20 protein-coding genes are annotated in these 20843 nt (G+C 57.9%); 13 read left to right on the top strand and 7 right to left on the bottom strand.

Features of this window, described 5'->3' with window-relative positions:
- The first annotated feature begins 157 nt into the window (after positions 1-157).
- Positions 158-688 (top strand): inorganic diphosphatase, encoded by a 531-nt coding sequence (gene ppa / locus G5315_RS13385; RefSeq protein WP_005335667.1) that lies wholly within the window; start codon positions 158-160, stop codon positions 686-688.
- A 26-nt stretch (positions 689-714) separates the two neighbouring features.
- Here the strand turns inward: ppa and G5315_RS13380 are convergent, their stop codons facing one another.
- Positions 715-1062: a hypothetical protein gene (locus G5315_RS13380; protein ID WP_076492509.1), complete on the bottom strand. Its 348-nt coding sequence runs from the start codon at positions 1060-1062 to the stop codon at positions 715-717.
- A 139-nt stretch (positions 1063-1201) separates the two neighbouring features.
- Between G5315_RS13380 and G5315_RS13375 the strand changes: the two genes are divergently transcribed.
- From G5315_RS13375 to G5315_RS13320, 12 genes are all read left to right on the top strand, one after another.
- Positions 1202-2092, top strand: coding sequence for a hypothetical protein (locus tag G5315_RS13375; RefSeq protein ID WP_047439570.1), 891 nt, complete (start codon positions 1202-1204; stop codon positions 2090-2092).
- 220 nt (positions 2093-2312) lie between these two features.
- Positions 2313-2855: a YtfJ family protein gene (locus G5315_RS13370; protein WP_005335681.1), complete on the top strand. Its 543-nt coding sequence runs from the start codon at positions 2313-2315 to the stop codon at positions 2853-2855.
- A 44-nt stretch (positions 2856-2899) separates the two neighbouring features.
- Entirely contained in the window at positions 2900-3199 is a 300-nt protein-coding gene (locus G5315_RS13365; protein ID WP_100645133.1) for a DUF2607 family protein, read from the top strand.
- A 32-nt stretch (positions 3200-3231) separates the two neighbouring features.
- Positions 3232-3822 (top strand): DUF2796 domain-containing protein, encoded by a 591-nt coding sequence (locus tag G5315_RS13360; RefSeq protein ID WP_421333188.1) that lies wholly within the window; start codon positions 3232-3234, stop codon positions 3820-3822.
- A 4-nt stretch (positions 3823-3826) separates the two neighbouring features.
- Complete coding sequence (locus G5315_RS13355) at positions 3827-4516, top strand: ABC transporter ATP-binding protein (RefSeq protein ID WP_005335686.1); 690 nt, start codon at positions 3827-3829, stop codon at positions 4514-4516.
- Positions 4510-5757 (top strand): ABC transporter permease, encoded by a 1248-nt coding sequence (locus tag G5315_RS13350; RefSeq protein WP_323970186.1) that lies wholly within the window; start codon positions 4510-4512, stop codon positions 5755-5757. Before G5315_RS13355 ends, G5315_RS13350 begins: the two co-directional genes overlap by 7 nt.
- Before the next feature lie 31 nt (positions 5758-5788).
- On the top strand, positions 5789-6262 hold the full coding sequence (locus G5315_RS13345) for a DUF3299 domain-containing protein (RefSeq protein ID WP_026034852.1): 474 nt from the start codon (positions 5789-5791) through the stop codon (positions 6260-6262).
- A 104-nt stretch (positions 6263-6366) separates the two neighbouring features.
- A complete protein-coding gene (locus G5315_RS13340; RefSeq protein WP_421333187.1) occupies positions 6367-7227 on the top strand; it encodes a TIGR03899 family protein in 861 nt (286 codons plus the stop codon).
- A gap of 276 nt (positions 7228-7503) precedes the next feature.
- Positions 7504-9141 carry a PAS domain-containing methyl-accepting chemotaxis protein gene (locus tag G5315_RS13335; RefSeq protein WP_421333186.1) on the top strand — a complete coding sequence of 546 codons (1638 nt, stop codon included), beginning with the start codon at positions 7504-7506 and terminating at the stop codon, positions 9139-9141.
- A gap of 550 nt (positions 9142-9691) precedes the next feature.
- Positions 9692-10657, top strand: coding sequence for a hypothetical protein (locus tag G5315_RS13330; protein WP_421333185.1), 966 nt, complete (start codon positions 9692-9694; stop codon positions 10655-10657).
- Positions 10658-11080: 423 nt separating this feature from the next.
- Entirely contained in the window at positions 11081-11488 is a 408-nt protein-coding gene (locus G5315_RS13325) for a hypothetical protein (RefSeq protein ID WP_275057476.1), read from the top strand.
- Between the two features lie 275 nt (positions 11489-11763).
- Positions 11764-12087: a hypothetical protein gene (locus G5315_RS13320; RefSeq protein WP_421333184.1), complete on the top strand. Its 324-nt coding sequence runs from the start codon at positions 11764-11766 to the stop codon at positions 12085-12087.
- Between the two features lie 296 nt (positions 12088-12383).
- Here G5315_RS13320 and cysC read toward each other — a convergent pair whose 3' ends face one another.
- The 6 genes from cysC to cysG form a co-directional block, all read right to left on the bottom strand.
- Entirely contained in the window at positions 12384-12974 is a 591-nt protein-coding gene (gene cysC / locus G5315_RS13315) for an adenylyl-sulfate kinase (protein ID WP_204381558.1), read from the bottom strand.
- Positions 12975-13222: 248 nt separating this feature from the next.
- Entirely contained in the window at positions 13223-14947 is a 1725-nt protein-coding gene (locus G5315_RS13310) for an SLC13 family permease (protein WP_421333183.1), read from the bottom strand.
- 4 nt (positions 14948-14951) lie between these two features.
- Positions 14952-16757, bottom strand: a complete 1806-nt coding sequence (locus G5315_RS13305) for an SLC13 family permease (protein ID WP_421333182.1) — start codon at positions 16755-16757, stop codon at positions 14952-14954.
- 4 nt (positions 16758-16761) lie between these two features.
- A complete protein-coding gene (gene cysN / locus G5315_RS13300) occupies positions 16762-18204 on the bottom strand; it encodes a sulfate adenylyltransferase subunit CysN (RefSeq protein WP_421333181.1) in 1443 nt (480 codons plus the stop codon).
- A gap of 12 nt (positions 18205-18216) precedes the next feature.
- Positions 18217-19149 carry a sulfate adenylyltransferase subunit CysD gene (gene cysD, locus G5315_RS13295; RefSeq protein WP_339385037.1) on the bottom strand — a complete coding sequence of 311 codons (933 nt, stop codon included), beginning with the start codon at positions 19147-19149 and terminating at the stop codon, positions 18217-18219.
- Between the two features lie 72 nt (positions 19150-19221).
- Positions 19222-20658, bottom strand: a complete 1437-nt coding sequence (cysG, locus tag G5315_RS13290) for a siroheme synthase CysG (RefSeq protein ID WP_421172720.1) — start codon at positions 20656-20658, stop codon at positions 19222-19224.
- Positions 20659-20843 lie beyond the last annotated feature (185 nt).

The raw sequence follows: 20843 nt of genomic DNA, 5'->3' as shown, positions 1-20843 counted from the left end.
AAAACAGCCATTTTGTTGCATCCCGCACACATCAACGCGCCGCAAAGCGGAAACATCCCCCTTCTTTGTTAGCGATGCCCGCTGAAATATGGTCATTTAACATCACATCGCTATAATATCGGCCTGCAAACCTGATACTAACAACGAAGGAATTATCATGAGCCTGAACCTGGTACCGGCCGGCAAGAGCCTGCCCGACGATATCTATGTCATCATCGAAATCCCGCAGAATGCCGACCCGATCAAATACGAAGTCGACAAGGACAGCGGTGCTATTTTCGTCGATCGCTTCATGTCTACCCCGATGTTCTATCCGTGCAACTACGGCTACGTGAACGCGACTCTCTCTCTGGATGGTGACCCCGTCGACGTACTGGTTCCGACCCCCTACCCGCTGCTGGCCGGTTCCGTCATTCGCTGCCGTCCGGTTGGCGTGCTGAAGATGACCGACGAATCTGGCGAAGATGCCAAGATCGTTGCCGTACCGCACTCCAAGCTGACCAAGCAGTACGACCACATCCAGGATGTGAACGATCTGCCGGAACTGCTGAAAGCCCAGATCCAGCACTTCTTCGAGCGCTACAAAGAGCTGGAAGCGGGCAAATGGGTCAAGGTGGAAGGTTGGGGCGACAAGGCTGCTGCCGAAGCCGAGATCAAGACCTCTGCCGAGCGTTACGCTGCCAAGTAAGCGTCACCCGGAATAAAAAAGGCGCCTTATGGCGCCTTTTTTGTCGGTGTTTGCGGCAGCTGACCTGCCGCATCTCCGGCAGGATTGCCCTGAATGTATATTTCACGACCATCTTTCTGGTAGGGACGATAGTAATCACCGCCACAGCGATAGCCACCGCCCGGCTGGCTCATCAGCTCGCAGTTGACCGGCAATACCTCCAGCCACTTGATAGCCTGCTGGTAGCGCAGCCACTCCTGCCATTCGTGTTCGCGCGCCAACTGATCGCGCAGGGCAAAGGTATCCGCAATGGACATCCCCTTGTTGACGATCACCTGACCCGCCATGGCTGGCAGGCTGAGCAGCCCAAACAGCACTATGATCCAAGGCTTCATAACCCCTCCAGAGTGACTTAATTTCACAATTAAATTAAAAGTCACATCAATCTGTTATCCAGATCACAAAACGAAACATCACCAAAGTGGTGCCGGCTCACCTAGTTGTTAATTATCGTCCACGGCAGGAAGCACCACCATGAAGCTGACCCCCGCGCTGTTGCTCAGCCTCACTCTCAGCACCACCCTTGGCGCCACAAGCAACGCCAGCGAGATCAACATGAGCTGGCAGTGGCAATCCACCGATGGCCAGCGCAAGCACTTCCAGCTGACCACCGACGATCAGGTGATGGCCGCCAGTCGCCACGAGATGAGCCTGCTGAAGGCCTCTCTCACCAATCCGCTGGAGACCCTTTACGCCTACATCAGCCCGCGGCTCTACAACAGCATCAACCTGATCAACCAGAGCAGCCCCGAGACCGCTACCAAGTTTCGCAATCTGGAGCAGGCCTTCACCCTGCGGGACGACAGCATGGAGTCGATGCTGTTCTGGCAAGCCTACCAGCAGTATCAGGAGGATGCCTTCTACCAGATGAGGGTGATCCCCTGCGTCCATCCGGCCAATCGCAAACTGCCTTGCGTGCGACCCGATTACTCCCAGCTCTTCTACCACTTCAAGGGGCATCTCAAGCCACTGGCGCAGCAGTTTGCCGCCAAGGATCTCGCCACCAGCGTCAGCCTGCTGCAGGAGTGGCTGAACGCCATCCCCACCCAGCCGGAGCAGCTGGATCACTTCGCGCCGCCGCTGCAGGCACTGCAGGATAACAAGGCCGACAGCGACGAGAAGGCGCTCTTGATGGCCAGCCTGCTGGCGGAGCTGGCGCCGCAATATGTGCTCAGCATCATCTATCCGGATATCAGCATCGGCAGCGTCTCCCCTGCCTGGCTGGCCATTACGGCAGACAGTGGCGTACCCGGTGATGTGGTGGTGATCAACAATCAGCGCCATGTGCTGCTGACCGGCTCGTCCCTGCTGGCCCAGCAGATGACCATGGCCAAGATCCCCCTCATCAGCGAATCGCTCTACTGACGCAGACAGCTCAGACCAGCAGCCAATTCATTGATTTTTATCGATGTCATGCCATCCTAGCCGCCCTTGCCAGCCAACCCCCTGACTGGCGGGGCGCCGACGCTTCTGAATTGCGATCTTATTTAACACTTTTTAAACAGATCCGATCAGTTTAGGATGAAGCTCGCCCATTCCCTCAATCCGAAACTCGTTATAACATAACAAATGGAGTGTCATCAGGATGAAACATCTCGTACTTACTTTGGCGCTGCTGCCATCTCTGGTCTTTGCTCACAACTTCAAGGATGGCAACCCGGTGCCTCTGGTCAATGTCAGCGACAAGGGTGAGCTGGTACTGAACGGCAAGGAGATCGGCTACCAGCCGTGGCAGAGCACCTCGCTCACCGGCAAGGTGTTCCTGATCCAGCATATTGCCGGTCGCTCCAGTGCCAAGGAGCTGAACGCCCCGATGATCGAGGCGATCAAGGCCGCCAAACTGCCGCAAGACAAGTACCAGACCGTTACCGTCATCAACAGCAATGACGCCATCTGGGGCACCTCCGGCTTCGTGAAGAGCAGTGCCGAGGACAGCAAGAAAGAGTTCCCCTGGTCCGCCATGGTGCTGGATGCCAAGGGCATGGCGCGCAACGCCTGGGATCTGACGCCGGAAAGCTCGGCGATCATCCTGCTGGATAAAGAGGGCAAGGTGCTGTTTGCCAAAGATGGCCAGCTCGATGCCAACAACATTGCTACCGTGATGGGGCTCATCAAGTCCCATCTCTAAGTCAGAGAGAAAGGGCGCTGATGGCGCCCTTTCCATAAGGGTCTATGGGTCGTATCAAGCTGAAAATCTGGATCTTGCTGCTGGGCTGGTTATGGCTGCAGCCTGCCCTTGCCCGGCACCAGTTTGAATCCGCCCTGCCCGGCCACGACGACCATCACTGTCTGGTCTGCGCCCTCCATTTGGATGGCAAACAGGTCATCACCGCCACCCCCTATTGTTTCCCCGGTTCGACCTCTGTTTTGCCCGCTGTTGCAACCATGCAACGCTCGGCGGATACCGCCACGCTTCACAGCTATGCCATCCGTGCGCCGCCCGCCTCTGCTTTTCTCTATCCCTTTGTTTAATTTCGCTATTTGTTTTGAAAAAAGGATTAAAGATGAAAGCAGTTACTCTGTTGCTGGCCGCTGCGGCCTTTGGCGCACACGCAAATCACGACGAACACGAGAGCCACAGCCATGGCGCCCACGAGCATGGCCACGGCCACCTCAATCTGGTGGTCGATGGCGACCAGCTGATGATCGAACTGCAGGCACCTGCCGCCGATCTGGTAGGCTTCGAGCACACAGCCAAGAGCGATGAAGAGAAGGCGCAATACGCCAAAGCCATCGCCCGCCTCCAGCAGCCTGATGCCCTGTTCCGCTTCGACCCGGCCGCTGGCTGCAAACTGACCCAGCAGGAGTTGCAAGCCGCCAAAGAAGAGCATGATCACGACCATGACCATGACCATGACCATGACAAGGCTGCCAGCGACAAACATGAAGACCACCATGATCATGACGAAGCGGGTCACGCCGATATGGGCGCCATGTACACCTACACCTGCGCCACGCCGACCAAACTGACCGGCCTTGAGGCGACCCTGTTCAGCGTCTATCCGAGCCTTGAGAAGCTGAGCGTGCAGGGGATCCTGCCCACTGGCCAGACCGCTGGCGAGCTGACCCCGTCCGCTAACAAGCTGAGCTGGTAACGCCATGAAAAAAGCCGTGGTTGAGATCCGCGATCTGGCCTTTGCCTGGCCAGGTGGCGACGCTGTACTCGATCTGCCCGCCCTCACCATCCGCGAGGGTGAGCGGGTCTTTATCAAGGGCCCGTCGGGCTCCGGCAAATCGACCCTGCTCGGGTTGCTGGCCGGGATCCAGACCGCCAACCACGGCACCCTGGAGGTGCTGGGCCAACCGTTGGCCCGGCTCTCTGGCCGTGCCCGTGACCACTTCCGGGCGGCCAATCTGGGTTATATCTTCCAGCAGTTCAATCTGCTGCCTTTTCTCTCGGTGCAGGACAACGTGACCGCGGCCCTCACCTTCTCGCCCGCCAAACGGGCCCGCCTGCAAGGGAGTCCGGAGCAGGAGGCGCGCCGTCTGCTGGCGGAGCTGCAACTGCCGGATGACGCACTGCATCGTCCCGTCCATGCCCTCAGCATTGGCCAGCAGCAGCGGGTGGCTGCCGCACGAGCGCTGATCGGCTCGCCGCCACTGGTGATCGCCGACGAGCCCACCTCCGCCCTCGATACCGACAACCGGGCGGCCTTTATCAAGCTGTTGTTCGAGGAGTGCGACAAGCAGGGCTCGACTCTGATCTTCGTCAGTCACGACCCTTATCTCGAACCCCTGTTCCCGCGGGTCGAAAACCTGCAACAGCTCAACCGGAGGGCATCATGCTAAAGCTAGCCCTGCAAAGTCTCTGGGCCCGCCGCCTCACCGCCGGGCTCACCCTGCTGGCCGTCGCCATCAGCGTCACCCTGCTGCTCGGGGTGGAGCGGGTGCGCACCCAGGCCCGTGAAAGCTTCTCCAACACCGTCTCGGGGACCGATCTCATCGTCGGCGCCCGCTCCGGCCAGGTGAACCTGCTGCTCTACTCGGTGTTTCGCATCGGCAACCCCACCAACAACGTGGGATGGGACTCCTATCAGGCCATCAAGCAGAAACCGGGCGTCGCCTGGACCATCCCGCTTTCCCTTGGTGACTCCCACAAGGGATTTCGGGTGCTCGGCACCAATGGCGACTACTTCACCCACCTGAAGTACGGTCAGCAGCAGTCGCTGCAACTGCGCGAAGGACGGCCTTTCGACACGCCGTTTGAAGCGGTACTCGGCGCCCAGGTGGCCGAGAAGCTCGGCTATCACCTTGATCAATCCATCGTCATCGCCCACGGCGCTGGCAACACCTCGTTCAGCCAGCACGACAATCTGCCATTCAAGGTGGTGGGTATTCTGGCGCCGACCGGTACGCCCATCGATCGCACCATCCATGTGCCGCTGGCGGGGATAGAGGCGATCCATCTGGGCTGGGATACCGGCCGCCACAGCAAGAACGTAACACCTGAGCAGGCGCTGGCGCAGGATCTCACCCCGAAAACCATCACCGCCTTTATGGTGGGCTTGAGCAACCGGATCCTGGCGTTCCAGCTGCAACGCAGCGTCAACACCTATCCCAAGGAGCCGCTGATGGCGATCCTGCCGGGGGCCGCCCTGCAGGAGCTGTGGAGCCTGATGAGCGTGGCGGAAACCGCGCTGTCGGTGATCGCCGGTTTTGTGGTAGTCGCGGGCCTGATCGGCATGCTGACTACCCTGCTGGCGGGGCTTAACGAGCGGCGCCGGGAGCTCGCCATCTTGCGATCCCTCGGCGCAGGCCCTGCCCACCTGTTCCTGCTGCTGGCGCTGGAGGCGATGGCGCTGACCACGGTCGGCATTACTCTCGGGGTCGCCGTGCTCTATCTGGGGCAGGGGCTTGCCTCGCCCTGGCTGCTCAGCCACTATGGCCTGCAACTGAGTCTGGGGCTTCCGAGCGCCTACGAGTGGCAGTTGCTGGGGGTAGTCTGGCTGGCAGGCATGGTGATTGGCCTGCTCCCTGCTGCACGCGCTTACCGCTACAGCTTGAGCGATGGCATGAGCATTCGCGTCTAGCGAGACGCCCAAAATCGAAACAGAAGGACAGATGATGAAGTGGAAAATTGTGGCGCTGCTCGCCAGCCTGCTGGTGCTGCCCGCCCTGGCCGCCGATTACAAGACCATCGACTGGGATGTGCTCATCCCGGAAGGGGAGAAACTGCTGCCACCGCCCCAGGTCAATCACGAAGATCCCATGTCGGTTCCGCAACCGGTGGGTGGGGTAAACAAGAAGCTGGACAACCAGGATGTGCGCATTCCGGGCTTCGTAGTGCCGCTGGAAGGGGATGCCAAGAAGATCACCGCCTTCCTGCTGGTACCCTACTTCGGCGCCTGCATCCATGTGCCGCCGCCCCCCACCAATCAGGTGATCTATGTGAGCTACCCCAAGGGTGCGCCGGTGGATGATCTGTGGGATGCCATCTGGGTAAAGGGCAAGATGCGCACGGTCAGCTCCAGCCACGAGATGGCCACCGCCTCCTATTCGATGGAAGCGGTCGAGGTGAGTGTCTACGAGGAGTAATCCTCCCGTTGCAAAAAAAGCGGCCTCCACGGAGGCCGCTTTGTTATCTTGGCATCCCGGTTGGAGTAACATTCAGCTCCAGAACCTGTGCGAATGGAGTCAGCATGGCAGACCTCCCCCCCCCGAAAAAAGAGAGTTCGATCCTGAGCAGCCAGGAGCAGACCCTGCGCCTGGCCCGCAGCCGCGGCATCGACGGCATGCTCACCCGCAATACCGACAGCACCTTCGAGCAGCGCGCCACCTTTCGCCATCTGGCGGATCAGGCCGCCCGCCAGCGCAATCTGGAAGCCATCATGGTGATGGCCTCCCGCCACTGCGAAGAGACCGCGGCTGGCGGCGAGATGGACAGTGATTGGCTGACCCGCTTCCTGCAACTGGCGGAAGATATCAGCATGGTGCCGATGCAGCAGCTGTGGGGGCGGATCTTCGCGCTGGAAGTCGCCACCCCGGGCCGCTTCTCCATTCGGGCGCTCGCCACCCTCAAAGAGATGACCCAGCGCGAGGCCCAGCTGTTCCAACGTATCTGCTCACTGACTTGCCACTACACCGGCAGCGACGAGCAGCGACTGCTGCTGGGGCTGCACAAGGGGGCCAGCCTGCTGAGTCGTGCCAAGGCAACGCGCCTTGGCCTTGGCAAATACCGACTGCCCTACAACGCCCTGCTGCAACTGTTTGAGCTCGGGCTGCTGCATCGCGCGGAGCTGGAGTCCGGCCCGCTGCCCGCCGATGGGGTCGAGCTGGAGTTCGGCAACCAGCGCTGGCGACTGCAGTGCAAGCAGAACAACATCACCCTGCTCTACTACCGCCTCACCCCGGTGGGCAACGAGCTCGCCCAGCTGCTGCAAGAGTCGCCACTGGAGGAGTACCTGCAGGATCTGAAAACCGTGCTGGTGCAGGGGATCCAGATTGAAGTGATGCAGCTCGTCAGCGCCCCCTCCTCACCCGCTCCCGACACTCTCCCCTGATCTCTGGCGGGGCAGCGGATGCCCCGTCGGTTCGTGGCTCCTTCGCATCAAGCTGCTGGCTCCAAGCTTATGGGCTTGTCCAGAATAGGTTGCAAATTGCAGATGCCGCAGAGGCACACCCCGTCTGCTCCGTTGCATATTGCAAACAGCAACGATCTTTTCCTGCCAAAACGGCACTAATAACACATCAATCATTAGTTTTTGCCAGCTGGCCCGCCCCTTGCACATGTCTTGATGCAGATCAAAATTTAACCACCACAGCTCGGGAGCAAGGCCATGAGAATCAATCAACCGGTTACCCAAAGAGAACGTCTCTATCCAGACCACCAGAGCCTGATCTCCACCACGGATCTGGAGAGCCGCATCACCTACGCCAACGATGAGTTCTGCGATATTGCAGGCTTCTCGCTCGACGAGCTGAAGGGGGAACACCACAATCTGGTGCGCCATCCTGACATGCCGAAACAGGCCTTTGCCGATCTGTGGGGTCACATCAGGGATGGCAAGAGCTGGATGGGACCGGTGAAAAATCGCTGCAAGAACGGTGATCACTACTGGGTCAGCGCCTTTGTCACCCCCATCAAGGATGCCAGCGGCCGGGTGGTGGAGTATCAGTCAGTGCGCACCGCCCCGAGCGAGGAGATCAAACAGCGGGCCGAGAAGGTCTATGCCGACCTTCGCAACAACAAGCTGCCGCTGGCGCTCAAGTTGCCCACCTTCTCCCATACCCTGGCCATCAACCTCTGTCTGCTGCTGAGCCTGCTCGCCATGTTTGCGCTGGGCTACAACCACGACATGAACTGGCAACTGGCGCTGGTCGCCCTGCCGCTGGCGATAGCGGCCATCACCCTGAATGCCCTCTCCCGCCGGCTCGGCAAGCTCAACAAGATGGCCCGCAGCCGCTTTGACAACCCGCTGATGCAGCTGCTCTACACCAACAAGGTGGACAACATCGCCGCCATCGAACTCTCGATGGTGATGAATCAGGCCGAGTTCAACGCCGTGCTGGCCCGCACCCAGCAGACTTGCAGCAAGATCCTGCAAGCCGCCGAAGGGGATCTGCGCAACGCCGAATCCATCACCGACAACCTGCAACAGCAGCAGGCCGAAACCAATCAGGTCGCCACTGCCGTGACCGAAATGTCGGAATCCATTCGCGAGGTGTCACAAAGCTCGACTGACTCCTCCAGCCTGCTGGATGAAACGGCCGTGCTGTTCAAAAGCGGCAACAGTAGCGTGGCCGAAACCGTGGCTGCCGTGGCAGGCATGAACAGCGAGCTGATCACCTCCAAGAGCGTGATCAGTGCGCTGGTCGGCCACTGCCGCGATATCGACGGCATCCTCGATGTGATCAACAACATCGCCAACCAGACCAACCTGCTGGCCCTCAACGCCGCCATCGAAGCGGCCCGGGCTGGCGAAGCGGGTCGCGGCTTCTCGGTGGTGGCTGACGAGATCCGCACCCTCGCCATCAAGACCCAATCCTCGACCAGCGAGATCCAGAAGATGATCACCGAGCTGCAAAACAGCTCTGGCGAGGCTGAGCAGGCGATGGAGAAGGGCTGCCAACTTGCCGACAGTTGCCAGCAGAAGGCCACCGCGACCGGCACCATACTCCAGCAGATCAATAACATGTTGCAGCAGGTCGCCTCCGGCAGTAGCCAGATTGCCCAGGCGGTGCAGGAGCAGTCCCACGTTACCGCCGAGATCAACCGCAACGTGCTCAGCATCAAGACCCTGGCCGATGACTCCAGCGTCGGCAGCCAGCACGCCGTACACGGCATCACCCAGCTGGTCAACCAGTTAAGCGATCTCGACCGGCTGGTACGCCAGTTCCAGAAAGGGGCTCCGACAAGCCAAAGCCGCTACGAAGTGGCCGCTACCCGCGCCGTGCCGGTTCGCCAAGCCAGATAACCACTACCCAAACAATCACCGCAGAAAAACCCTATGGGCCTTTGGGCCCATAGGGTTTTTTAATGCCCGCCAGCAAAAGGCGACACTGCCGTTTCACTGTCCGATTTCCCTCTGCACTGATAGGCGGCTGTTCTTGCACGAGCACATCGCTGCCCGTTATTGATTAATTTATTGATCTTGCTCAGGAAACGGCCCGCTTGCGCTTTTCACCCCAGCCCCGTTCGGTAACATAGCCGCTTGGCAACCTCTCGCAGGAGTCAGCCATGAGCCAAGCCAGTACCAAAACGCAGGTAACAAGCAGCAGACTGGAGGCTGAAATTCAGGGGCGGTAGCGTGGTTTTTGTAAGTTGGCACAGCGCGTAACTAAGTCCAACAAACGAGAATTATTACGCCAACCTGAGCTAGATATATTTGGATTGGGTTGTTCGGTAAAAAGATTTAGAGATACGTTTCACGGTAAACGTTGGGCTTCACTTCGTTCAGCACCAACCTACGATGTTTAGCCCAACATACTAGATAAAATAAAGTATTATGTTTTCGGAGGTGCATCATGAGTAAGTGGCTATTAGATAGACTATTTGAAACTGGTGACCAAGCAGAACCCCGTTTTGCGTTTCAGGGAACTGTAAATTGGATGAGAGCTCTTGCTGAGGTCGTTAATAATGGTGCTTGTGCGGATGGTGAATTAAATAATTTATATGCTCGGGTACAACGTAGACCCGTCAATCGTGAAGCGGATACACTTGTGTTCGAGAATACATTAATGGCTTTACATAATCTATCATCCTTGAAGAGCATGAATGAAAATATCGAAGATAAATATGACATATGTCGCTCCGCAATTGTTTCTTGGTATTACAGCATCTATTTTTCCGCTAGTGCGATGGTTGCAGCATCTTCTGGTTCTATTCAAGAAACACATACAGCCACCGCAAAAGTTTGGCATTCGGATATAGCTGAGAAAGAACTGATTCCATATCCATTCAACCTTATTTTAACTAGTTTGGTTACCAACACTGCTGATACTGAGATCGCTGCTTATAGAGGCGAAAACTCGTTCGATTTAAATGACAGAGCTTATGATAATGAAACTGCTCATGGTGCACTGGTTTCCTATCTTAAGGGAACCCATGGCTATCAAAAGGGGGAAACAGAAAAGAGAGTAAGGACTTCTCGTGAATTCAAAGCTCTTGGTGTTGATAACTTTCGCACAAGAGCTGCTCGTGAAGTTCGCGATCATGCACTAGAAAAAGGACAAGTTAATTTCCTTATTCAGTCTTTTAGATACCGTGGCAAAGCGAATTATCGTGACTCTATATTTTTATCGTACGGCGATAATAACAAAGCTACGATAGAAGAGTTTATCCAAGATTTATACGACGTAGCCACAGGATTCATTAGAGCCGCTTCACATTATTGCAGTCGAAGAGTCGAGAGAGGTTCTTGGGCTGAGTTGGTAGATGATATTTCCAATAACTCAAAGTTGTCTATTGACCCTATAGTGCTTGAAATATAATGGACGACTTAAGAACCCGTAGGTTCGAATAGCGCAACGTATTCGGACAATCGCGAATAACCCCGCCGCGATATAAGCAAGGACCGGAATATCCTCTTGTGGGGTTGCACTCGGCAGCCGTGGAGAGGCTCTCGTCAGCGCTACTATAAGTTGGATTTATGGGGTTTCCGATAATAACCCAATATTTGCTTATAGTGGCTCCCGCCAGCTCACAAGCGCTTGTCATGACGGTCAACTAAATCCGTCTATTTTTCTGACTTGACGAATGAGTCATTGCCACTGGTGGCACTTTATTGCGACCTCCATTCGGATTATATGAGGCAACAATGGCTGGCAGCAAAAAGCCTATCAGAATGAAAGTAGTGATAGCCTGAGTTTACTACGGATCCAATAAATTAATTAATTATTTATCATGGAACAGATATGATAATTGAATGCCCAAAGTGTTCTAAAAAAAATGATTTACATATAGAAGCAAAGGTAAAATGTGGCCATTGTCAAGAGGAACTAACAGGGCACACTTTCAAAAAAAAGATTATGTCAGGTGGCACAATATTAGCGATTGGCCTCATAGGTGGGCAAGTTGCTGATTACGCTTTACTTGATAATCGCTACCCTATGTCAGTAGAGTATTCTATTGTTGATTCATGCACAAACGCAGATCAGGAGTTGGTAAGTAAAACTATTTATCTTCACAGAAAAGACGTTTGTTTATGCGCAATGAAAGATACCATGAATGAAATTTCATACATTCGATACAATGTTGATAAAAAAAGTTTCTTATCAGCTTTTCAAAAAAATACTAATGAGTGTATAAGGCGGGAAGGCTAGCTTCACCGCCCCTTTTTATTTAGAGTTACTTGCCACTTTTTGAGGGTGCGTTTCCTCTTCCTCCCCCAGAGGGGTTACCAGTCGTTGAAGGCCAATTACCACCGGTTCCTGTGTGTGAAGAAGGACCTCGACTACTACCGCCCTTACCTGAATTACCTGTATGTGAAACACTACCTTTTGCCATTTTTAAACACTCCATATATTAGTTAACATATCCAGAATCAGTCTGGACATGTAAATGTTAGCGATAATTGGGGGGACATTTGGGGACAAAGATGAAACCAGATAACTTCGCCATAATAATCAAAGCGGAAATGTCAAAAATCGGATGGAGTCTTAATGATTTCGTTATAGAGTATGATAAGCACCACTCATATAAATCAAAGCTGACGGTTGAGTCACTAAAAAAGCAGCTGTCAAGAAAAACAACCAACCAAGCTTTACTTAAAAACTATCTTGATTTCATCTATAAACATGATGCATGGAGGAAATCAGATAATATCAAACCCTCGTTTTTAAATAATCATCTTGAGAAAGAATTTGTTTTCGAAATGACTAAAATATCTCAAAGCATTACAAATAAACTCAAAAAAATCTGATTTTCGCCCCATAGTCTTGGGCGCAATACAGTCAACGACTTCGAATAGTGCCACACATTCGGATAATCGCGAATAACCCCGCCGCGATATAAACAAGGATCAGAAGATCCCTTTGCGAGGTTGCTATCGGAGGCTTTGGAGTGGTTCAAGGCTCGCCGGTGCCACTATAAGCTGGATTTATGGGTTTTCCGATTATGATCCAACTTTTTCTTATAGTGGCTGCCGCCTGCCCAGCAGCGCCCGTGGTAGCCAACTGACCGGCTGCCGGGCGCTTGTTATAGGTTCTTCCGATCCAATTACAGATAGTTCCCCTGCCGCAGGGCGGTCAGCAGCTCATCCACCAGTGCAGCGACCGGCTTGCCGGCGTTAAGCAGATGGATTTCCGGCTGTTCCGGCGCCTCGTAGGCAGAGTCGATACCGGTAAAGTTGCGAATTTCCCCTGCCCGCGCTTTTTTATAGAGCCCCTTGGGGTCGCGCTCTTCGCAGATTGCGAGCGGCGCATCGACAAACACCTCGACAAACTCACCTTCACCCAAGAGGCTGCGCACCAGCGCCCGCTCGGCACGAAATGGCGAGATAAAGGCGGTGAGCACGATAAGGCCCGCATCCACCATCAGTTTCGCCACTTCGCCGACCCGGCGGATATTCTCCTGCCGCGCTGCATCATCGAAACCGAGATCCCCGCACAGGCCGTGGCGCACATTGTCCCCATCCAGCAGATAGGTGTGCTTGCCTTGTGCCGCCAGCGCCTGCTCCAGCGCCCCCGCCAGGGTCGATTTACCCGCCCCGGAGAGCCCGGTAAACCAGATCACCAGCGGTTTTTGCCCTTTCAATTCGGCCCGGCTCTGTTTGTCGACGGCATGTTTGTGCCACACGATATTGCTCATCCCACACTCCTTGATTGGCGCTCACGCCTCAAAACTAAAACTGTCCGGCACCACTGGGAGCCACCTCGGACTATCAGCCGACAACGTGCTGGTGCCATGGCATTGCTCATCCCACACTCCTTGCTTGGCACTTACGCCTCAAAACTTAAACGGTCCGGCACCACGGGGAGCCGCCTCGGACTATCAGCCGTCAGCTTGCTGATGCCATGGTATTGCTCACCCAACACCCCTTGATTGGCGCTCACGCCTTAAAACGGAAACAGCAGGGGCACCATCACAATCACCCCGAGGCTATAGGCCAGCGAGACCGGCAGGGCCAGCTTGAGGTAGTCCGGCATCTTGTAGTTGCCCGCGGCATAGACCATCAGGTTGGTCTGGTAGCCGTAGGGCAGGATAAAGCTGGAGCTCGCCCCGAACAGCACCGCCAGAATAAACGGCATGGTCGAGACATCCATGCTGAGCGCCAGCTGGTAACCCATGGGGAAGGCCAGCGCGGCCGCTGCGTTGTTGCTCATCAGCTCGGTCAGCACCAGCGTAAACACATAGATACCGATAAAGGCGATGATGGGGCTGGCACCGTTGAACTCCCCCATCAGCCAGTCGGCGATAAGCTTGGCCAGCCCGCTCTTTTCCAGCTGATCGGCGATGGCCAGCGCCCCACCCACCACCAGCCAAATATCGAGCGGGAAGCGGCGGCGGATCTCGTCCAAGGTCAGAATGCGGGTGAGCAGCAGCGCCACCAGCATCAGCAGCAACCCCTTGAACAGCGGCACCAGATCGAATACCGAGAGCGCCAGCACCCCGAGAAACCCCAGCACCACGGCGGCGCTGCGCTTGCCATCGAGGCGGGTAGAGGCTTCCAGCCCGCTCACCACCACAAACTCCCGTCCCAGCGACTTGTTGCGGGCAAACTGGGGGCCGGGGGCCAGCAGCAGGGTATCGCCGGCGTGCAGTTCAATCTGGCCGAGGCCACCGGTGAGCTGGGTTTCGCCTCGGCGCACCGCCAGCACCACCGCATCGAAGTGGGTGCGAAATTCGGCATCCTTGATGGTCTGACCCACCAGCCGCGAGCTGTGGCTGACGATCACCTCCACCAGATGCTGGCCGTTGAGGCGGTGCTGACCGTAGAGATCCAGCCCCTTCATCTCCTGCAACACGCCGACGCTCTCCACATCGCCGCAAAACAGCAGCACATCCCCTTCGTGCAGCTCGTGTTCCGGCTGCACCGGGCAGATCACCTGATCGCCGCGAATGATTTCCGCCAGATAGAGGCTTTTCAGGCTGCGCAGGCCGTTCTCCTTGACGCTGCGCCCCGCCAGCGGTGAACCGGCGCCCACCTTGGCTTCGAGAAAGTAGCCGGATTCGCGGCTCATCTCGGTATCCTGCACCGGCAGGTGACGGGCAAACAGCAGCACGGCCACCAGACCGGTCAGCAAAGTGCCCGCCCCCACCATAAAGAAGTCGAACATGCCGAGCGGCGGCGCCCCCATCTTGATGAGGAAGCTGTTGACGATAAGGTTGGTGGAGGTGCCGATCAGGGTCAGCACCCCGCCAAAGGTGGCCGCGAAGCACATGGGCAGCAGCAGTCGCGACGGCGCATGGTTGGGGTTGCGTTTGATCGCTCCCAGCATGGAGGCCACCACGGCGGTGTTATTGACGAAGGCAGACAGGAAGGCGGTGGAGAACCACACCTTCACCAGCACCTTGTTGAATGAACCCGTGCCCACCAGATTGGCGAACCAGCTCATGATGCGGGTCTTCTCCACCGCCAGCGACACCAGCAGCAACAGCACCAGCGTCAGCAGGGCACTGTTGGTGTAGCCCGCCGCCACGGCGTTGATATCCGCCAACCCGCTCAGGTAGGTGATGAGCACGGCGCCCGAGAAGAGCAGCGCCGGGCGGAGTTTGCCCTGGATCAGCAGGGCCACGAGAGCAGCCAGCAGACCCAGCACCAGGAATTGTTGCCAGGTCATGGGCTTACTCCTTGCTTGTGTCGTTACCGATGGCAAGGGCTTGCCAGTGCGGGAAGTGCTTGCGCACCAGCGCATTGAGCTCGATTTCAAACTCGCTGTAGTGCCCTGCTCTACCCGCAAGATTTACCGCTTTGGCGGCCAAGCCTTCCACTATCATGCCGGCGCCGACGGTGACGTTGGTCAGCCGGTCGATCAGGATAAAGCTGCCGGTATCACGGATCTCCTGATACGGGTCGAACGCCACCGGGTCGGTGAGGCTCAGCTCGCACAGGCCGATCTCGTTGAGCTTGAGCTCGCTTGCGTCCAACTCATCCAGCTTGTTGATCTCGATGCGGTGGCGGATGGCCTCCACCTGACCGCGACTCTTCTTGGTGGCCAGTTTGACGTCGTAGACCCGACCCGGTTGCAGGGACTCCTCCCCCATCCAGACGATATGGGCCAGCAGATTCTGGGTCACTTGCGGCTGCTTGGCGGCATCCACCAGCAGGTCGCCGCGGCTGATGTCGATCTCGTCGGCGAAGGTGACCGTGATGGCCTGACCCGGCAGGGCGTACTCCAGATCGCCGTCGAAGGTGACGATGCGGGTCACTGTGCTCTCCTTGCCCGACGGCAGCACCGCCAGCTTGTCGCCCACCCGCAGGATGCCGGAGGCGAGCGTGCCTGCGAAGCCGCGAAAATCGAGATTGGGGCGGTTCACATACTGCACCGGCAGGCGCACCGGATGGCGCTCCAGCTCGCGCTCCACCTCGGCGGATTCCAGCAGCGCAAGCAGGGTATCGCCGGCGTGCAGTTCAATCTGGCCGAGGCCACCGGTGAGCTGGGTTTCGCCTCGGCGCACCGCCAGCACCACCGCATCGAAGTGGGTGCGAAATTCGGCATCCTTGATGGTCTGACCCACCAGCCGCGAGCTGTGGCTGACGATCACCTCCACCAGATGCTGGCCGTTGAGGCGGTGCTGACCGTAGAGATCCAGCCCCTTCATCTCCTGCAACACGCCGACGCTCTCCACATCGCCGCAAAACAGCAGCACATCCCCTTCGTGCAGCTCGTGTTCCGGCTGCACCGGGCAGATCACCTGATCGCCGCGAATGATTTCCGCCAGATAGAGGCTTTTCAGGCTGCGCAGGCCGTTCTCCTTGACGCTGCGCCCCGCCAGCGGTGAACCGGCGCCCACCTTGGCTTCGAGAAAGTAGCCGGATTCGCGGCTCATCTCGGTATCCTGCACCGGCAGGTGACGGGCAAACAGCAGCACGGCCACCAGACCGGTCAGCAAAGTGCCCGCCCCCACCATAAAGAAGTCGAACATGCCGAGCGGCGGCGCCCCCATCTTGATGAGGAAGCTGTTGACGATAAGGTTGGTGGAGGTGCCGATCAGGGTCAGCACCCCGCCAAAGGTGGCCGCGAAGCACATGGGCAGCAGCAGTCGCGACGGCGCATGGTTGGGGTTGCGTTTGATCGCTCCCAGCATGGAGGCCACCACGGCGGTGTTATTGACGAAGGCAGACAGGAAGGCGGTGGAGAACCACACCTTCACCAGCACCTTGTTGAATGAACCCGTGCCCACCAGATTGGCGAACCAGCTCATGATGCGGGTCTTCTCCACCGCCAGCGACACCAGCAGCAACAGCACCAGCGTCAGCAGGGCACTGTTGGTGTAGCCCGCCGCCACGGCGTTGATATCCGCCAACCCGCTCAGGTAGGTGATGAGCACGGCGCCCGAGAAGAGCAGCGCCGGGCGGAGTTTGCCCTGGATCAGCAGGGCCACGAGAGCAGCCAGCAGACCCAGCACCAGGAATTGTTGCCAGGTCATGGGCTTACTCCTTGCTTGTGTCGTTACCGATGGCAAGGGCTTGCCAGTGCGGGAAGTGCTTGCGCACCAGCGCATTGAGCTCGATTTCAAACTCGCTGTAGTGCCCTGCTCTACCCGCAAGATTTACCGCTTTGGCGGCCAAGCCTTCCACTATCATGCCGGCGCCGACGGTGACGTTGGTCAGCCGGTCGATCAGGATAAAGCTGCCGGTATCACGGATCTCCTGATACGGGTCGAACGCCACCGGGTCGGTGAGGCTCAGCTCGCACAGGCCGATCTCGTTGAGCTTGAGCTCGCTTGCGTCCAACTCATCCAGCTTGTTGATCTCGATGCGGTGGCGGATGGCCTCCACCTGACCGCGACTCTTCTTGGTGGCCAGTTTGACGTCGTAGACCCGACCCGGTTGCAGGGACTCCTCCCCCATCCAGACGATATGGGCCAGCAGATTCTGGGTCACTTGCGGCTGCTTGGCGGCATCCACCAGCAGGTCGCCGCGGCTGATGTCGATCTCGTCGGCGAAGGTGACCGTGATGGCCTGACCCGGCAGGGCGTACTCCAGATCGCCGTCGAAGGTGACGATGCGGGTCACTGTGCTCTCCTTGCCCGACGGCAGCACCGCCAGCTTGTCGCCCACCCGCAGGATGCCGGAGGCGAGCGTGCCTGCGAAGCCGCGAAAATCGAGATTGGGGCGGTTCACATACTGCACCGGCAGGCGCACCGGATGGCGCTCCAGCTCGCGCTCCACCTCGGCGGATTCCAGCAGCGCAAGCAGGGTTTCGCCTTCGTACCAAGCCAGCTTGTCGCTCTGGTTAACCACGTTGTCACCGTCCAGCGCCGAGACCGGCACGATATGGATGGTGTCGACGCTGAGCTTCTTGGCGAACTCGCGGTAATCGGCACTGATGCGCTCGAACACCTCTTGGCTGAACTCCACCAGATCCATCTTGTTGACCGCCACCACGAACTGCTTGATGCCCAAGAGGCTCGCGATAAAACTGTGGCGGCGGGTCTGATCCAGCACCCCTTTGCGGGCATCGATCAGGATAATGGCCAGATCGCAGGTGGAAGCGCCGGTGGCCATGTTGCGGGTGTACTGCTCGTGGCCCGGGGTATCCGAGATGATAAATTTGCGCTTGGCGGTGGAGAAATAGCGGTAGGCCACGTCGATGGTGATGCCCTGCTCACGCTCCGCCTGCAGGCCGTCTACCAAGAGCGCCAGATCCAGCTTCTCGCCGGTGGTGCCGAGCTTCTGGCTGTCGGACTCCAGCGCTTTGAGCTGATCTTCATAAATCTGCTGGGAGTCGTGCAGCAGGCGACCGATAAGGGTGCTCTTGCCGTCATCCACGCTGCCGCAGGTGAGAAAACGCAGCAGACTCTTGTGCTGCTGGGCGTGCAGATAGGCTTCGATGCCCTGTTCGGTGATGGCGGTCTGAATATGGCTGTTCATGCTGACGACTCCTTAGAAATATCCCTGACGCTTCTTCTGCTCCATGGAGCCGGCCTGATCGTGGTCAATCAGCCGCCCTTGCCGCTCGCTCGAAGTGGTGAGCAGCATCTCTTCAATAATTTCCGGCAAGGTGGTGGCATCGGATTCGATGGCCCCGGTCAGCGGGTAGCAGCCGAGGGTGCGGAAGCGCACCAGCTCCTGCTTCACTTCGTCTTCCGGGCCGATGGGCATACGCTCGTCATCCACCATGATCTTGATGCCGTTGCGCTCCACCACCGGACGGTAAGCGGCGAAGTAGAGCGGCACTATGTCGATCTTTTCCAGATAGATGTATTGCCAGATATCCAGCTCGGTCCAGTTGGAGAGCGGGAACACCCGGATGCTCTCCCCCTTGTTGACCTGGCTGTTGTAGACGCGCCACAGCTCCGGGCGCTGGTTTTTCGGATCCCAGCGGTGGGACTTGTCGCGGAAGGAGTAGACCCGCTCCTTGGCGCGGGACTTCTCCTCGTCGCGGCGGGCGCCACCGAAGGCGGCGTCGAAGCCGTATTTGTTGAGCGCCTGCTTGAGCGCCTCAGTCTTCATGATGTCGGTGTGCTTGCCGCTGCCGTGGACGAAGGGGTTGATGCCCATGGCGAGCCCTTCCGGGTTCTTGTGGACGATCAGATCCAGCCCGTACTTTTTGGCGGTCTCGTCGCGGAACTTGATCATCTCCTTGAACTTCCAGTCGGTATCGACGTGAAGCAAGGGGAACGGGATCTTGCCCGGATAGAAGGCCTTGCGGGCCAGATGCAGCATGACGGAGGAGTCCTTGCCGATGGAGTACATCATCACCGGGTTTTCAAATTCGGCAGCCACCTCGCGGATGATATGGATGCTCTCGGCTTCCAGCTGCTGCAAGTGCGTCAATCTTTCACGGTCCATGTTGGTCCTCGGGTCATTGCTTATGCGCCTGCTCAAGGCGCTGGGTGGTTCAGTGCGCGGCCGCACCGGCAGCCGCATCAAATATCTCTTTCCGGGTCAGGCCAGCTGCACCAGCTTGAGGTCGCAGCCGTCGAGATCCGGGTTAGCGCGCTGCTGATCGCCGCCCTGTTCCCCAAACCAGGCGAGCCGATCGCGCAGGGCAACCACTTCGCCGATGACGATAAGGGACGGGCTCACCGCCTGTTTGGCCAGCTCGGCCAAGTCGGCCAAGGTGCCGGTCAGCACCCGCTGGCGGGATGTGGTGCCGCGCTCGATGATGGCGATGGGAGTGGCTTGGCTTCGGCCGTGATCCACCAGCTGCTGCTGGATATGCTCGGAGCGCATCAGCCCCATGTAGATGACCAGGGTCTGACTGGTGGCGGCGAGCTGCTGCCAGTCAGGCTCCTTGCCATCGATCTGGCAGTGGCCGGTAATAAAAACAGCGCTCTGGGCGTAATCACGGTGAGTGAGCGGAATACCGGCATAGGCGGTGGCACCGGCAGCGGCCGTGATGCCGGGCACCACCGTGAAGGGGATGCCTTCATCGGCCAGCACTTCCAGCTCCTCGCCGCCCCGGCCAAACATAAAGGGATCGCCCCCTTTCAGCCGCACTACCCGGTTGCCCGCCTTGGCGTATTCCACCAGCAGGCGATTGGTCTCCTCCTGCGGCACGCTGTGGGCACCCGCCTTCTTGCCGACCGACACCAGAGTGGCGTCGCGGCGCACCAGATCGAGGATCTCGGCGGAGACCAGCTGGTCGTAAAGCACCACTTCAGCCTGTTGAATCTGTTGCAGCGCCTTGAGGGTCAACAGGCCCGGATCGCCGGGGCCCGCCCCCACCAATACCACCTCGCCCACTTCGCTTTTCGCCTGGTCGAGGCCATCACTCAGCCACTGCTCGGCACCTTGCCAATCCTCTTTTTCAATCAGGCTGGCGAGGGTGTTGGAGGCAAAGGCACGCTCCCAGAAGCGGCGACGGTCGGATATGGAAGAGAGCACCCGCTTGGCCTTGTCACGGACCCGGCCGGAGAGCTCGGTCAGCCCGCCGAGATGGCGCGGCAGCAGGCTCTCCAGCCGCTCGCGCAGCAGGCGCACCAGTACCGGCGCCTTGCCGCCGCTGGAGACCGCCACCATCAGCGGCGAGCGATCGATGATCGAGGGGAAGATAAAGCTGGAGCGCTTGGGGTCATCCACCACGTTGACGAACAGACCCAGCTGGTTGGCACTCTGATAAACCAGCGCATTGACTTCGAGGTTGTCGGTCGCCGCCACCACCAAAATCTGACCAGCCAGATGGGCCGGAGTGAAGTGCTCGGCAAGATGGGTGAAACGACCGGTGAATTCCGCAAATTCCGGTTCAAGCTCCGGGGAGACCAGGGTCAGCCGGGCACCGGCCGCCAGCAGCAGGCGCGCCTTGCGCAGGGCAACCTCACCCCCGCCCACCAGCAGTACCGGGCGGCCTTCCAACTTGGCAAACATAGGTAAATAATCCATTTCGGCCCATCCCTCGGAACACGACTAATATGGGGCGACTATAGGCAGGGCAGCTTATCCCTCAAAATAATAAAAAATGCTTTTTAATGTGTTTTGGTAATTAGCAAAGCCAATTCATGACAAAGGCGTACGAAGTCACTTGTGGTACCTGACGCCAGACCATAGGCTAGGGGCTGTGTTTCATA

Source organism: Aeromonas sp. 603607, assembly GCF_049171595.1.
GTDB lineage: Bacteria > Pseudomonadota > Gammaproteobacteria > Enterobacterales > Aeromonadaceae > Aeromonas > Aeromonas veronii.
Note: the sequence above shows the minus strand (reverse complement) of the source record. Positions and strands in the feature narration are given on the sequence as shown.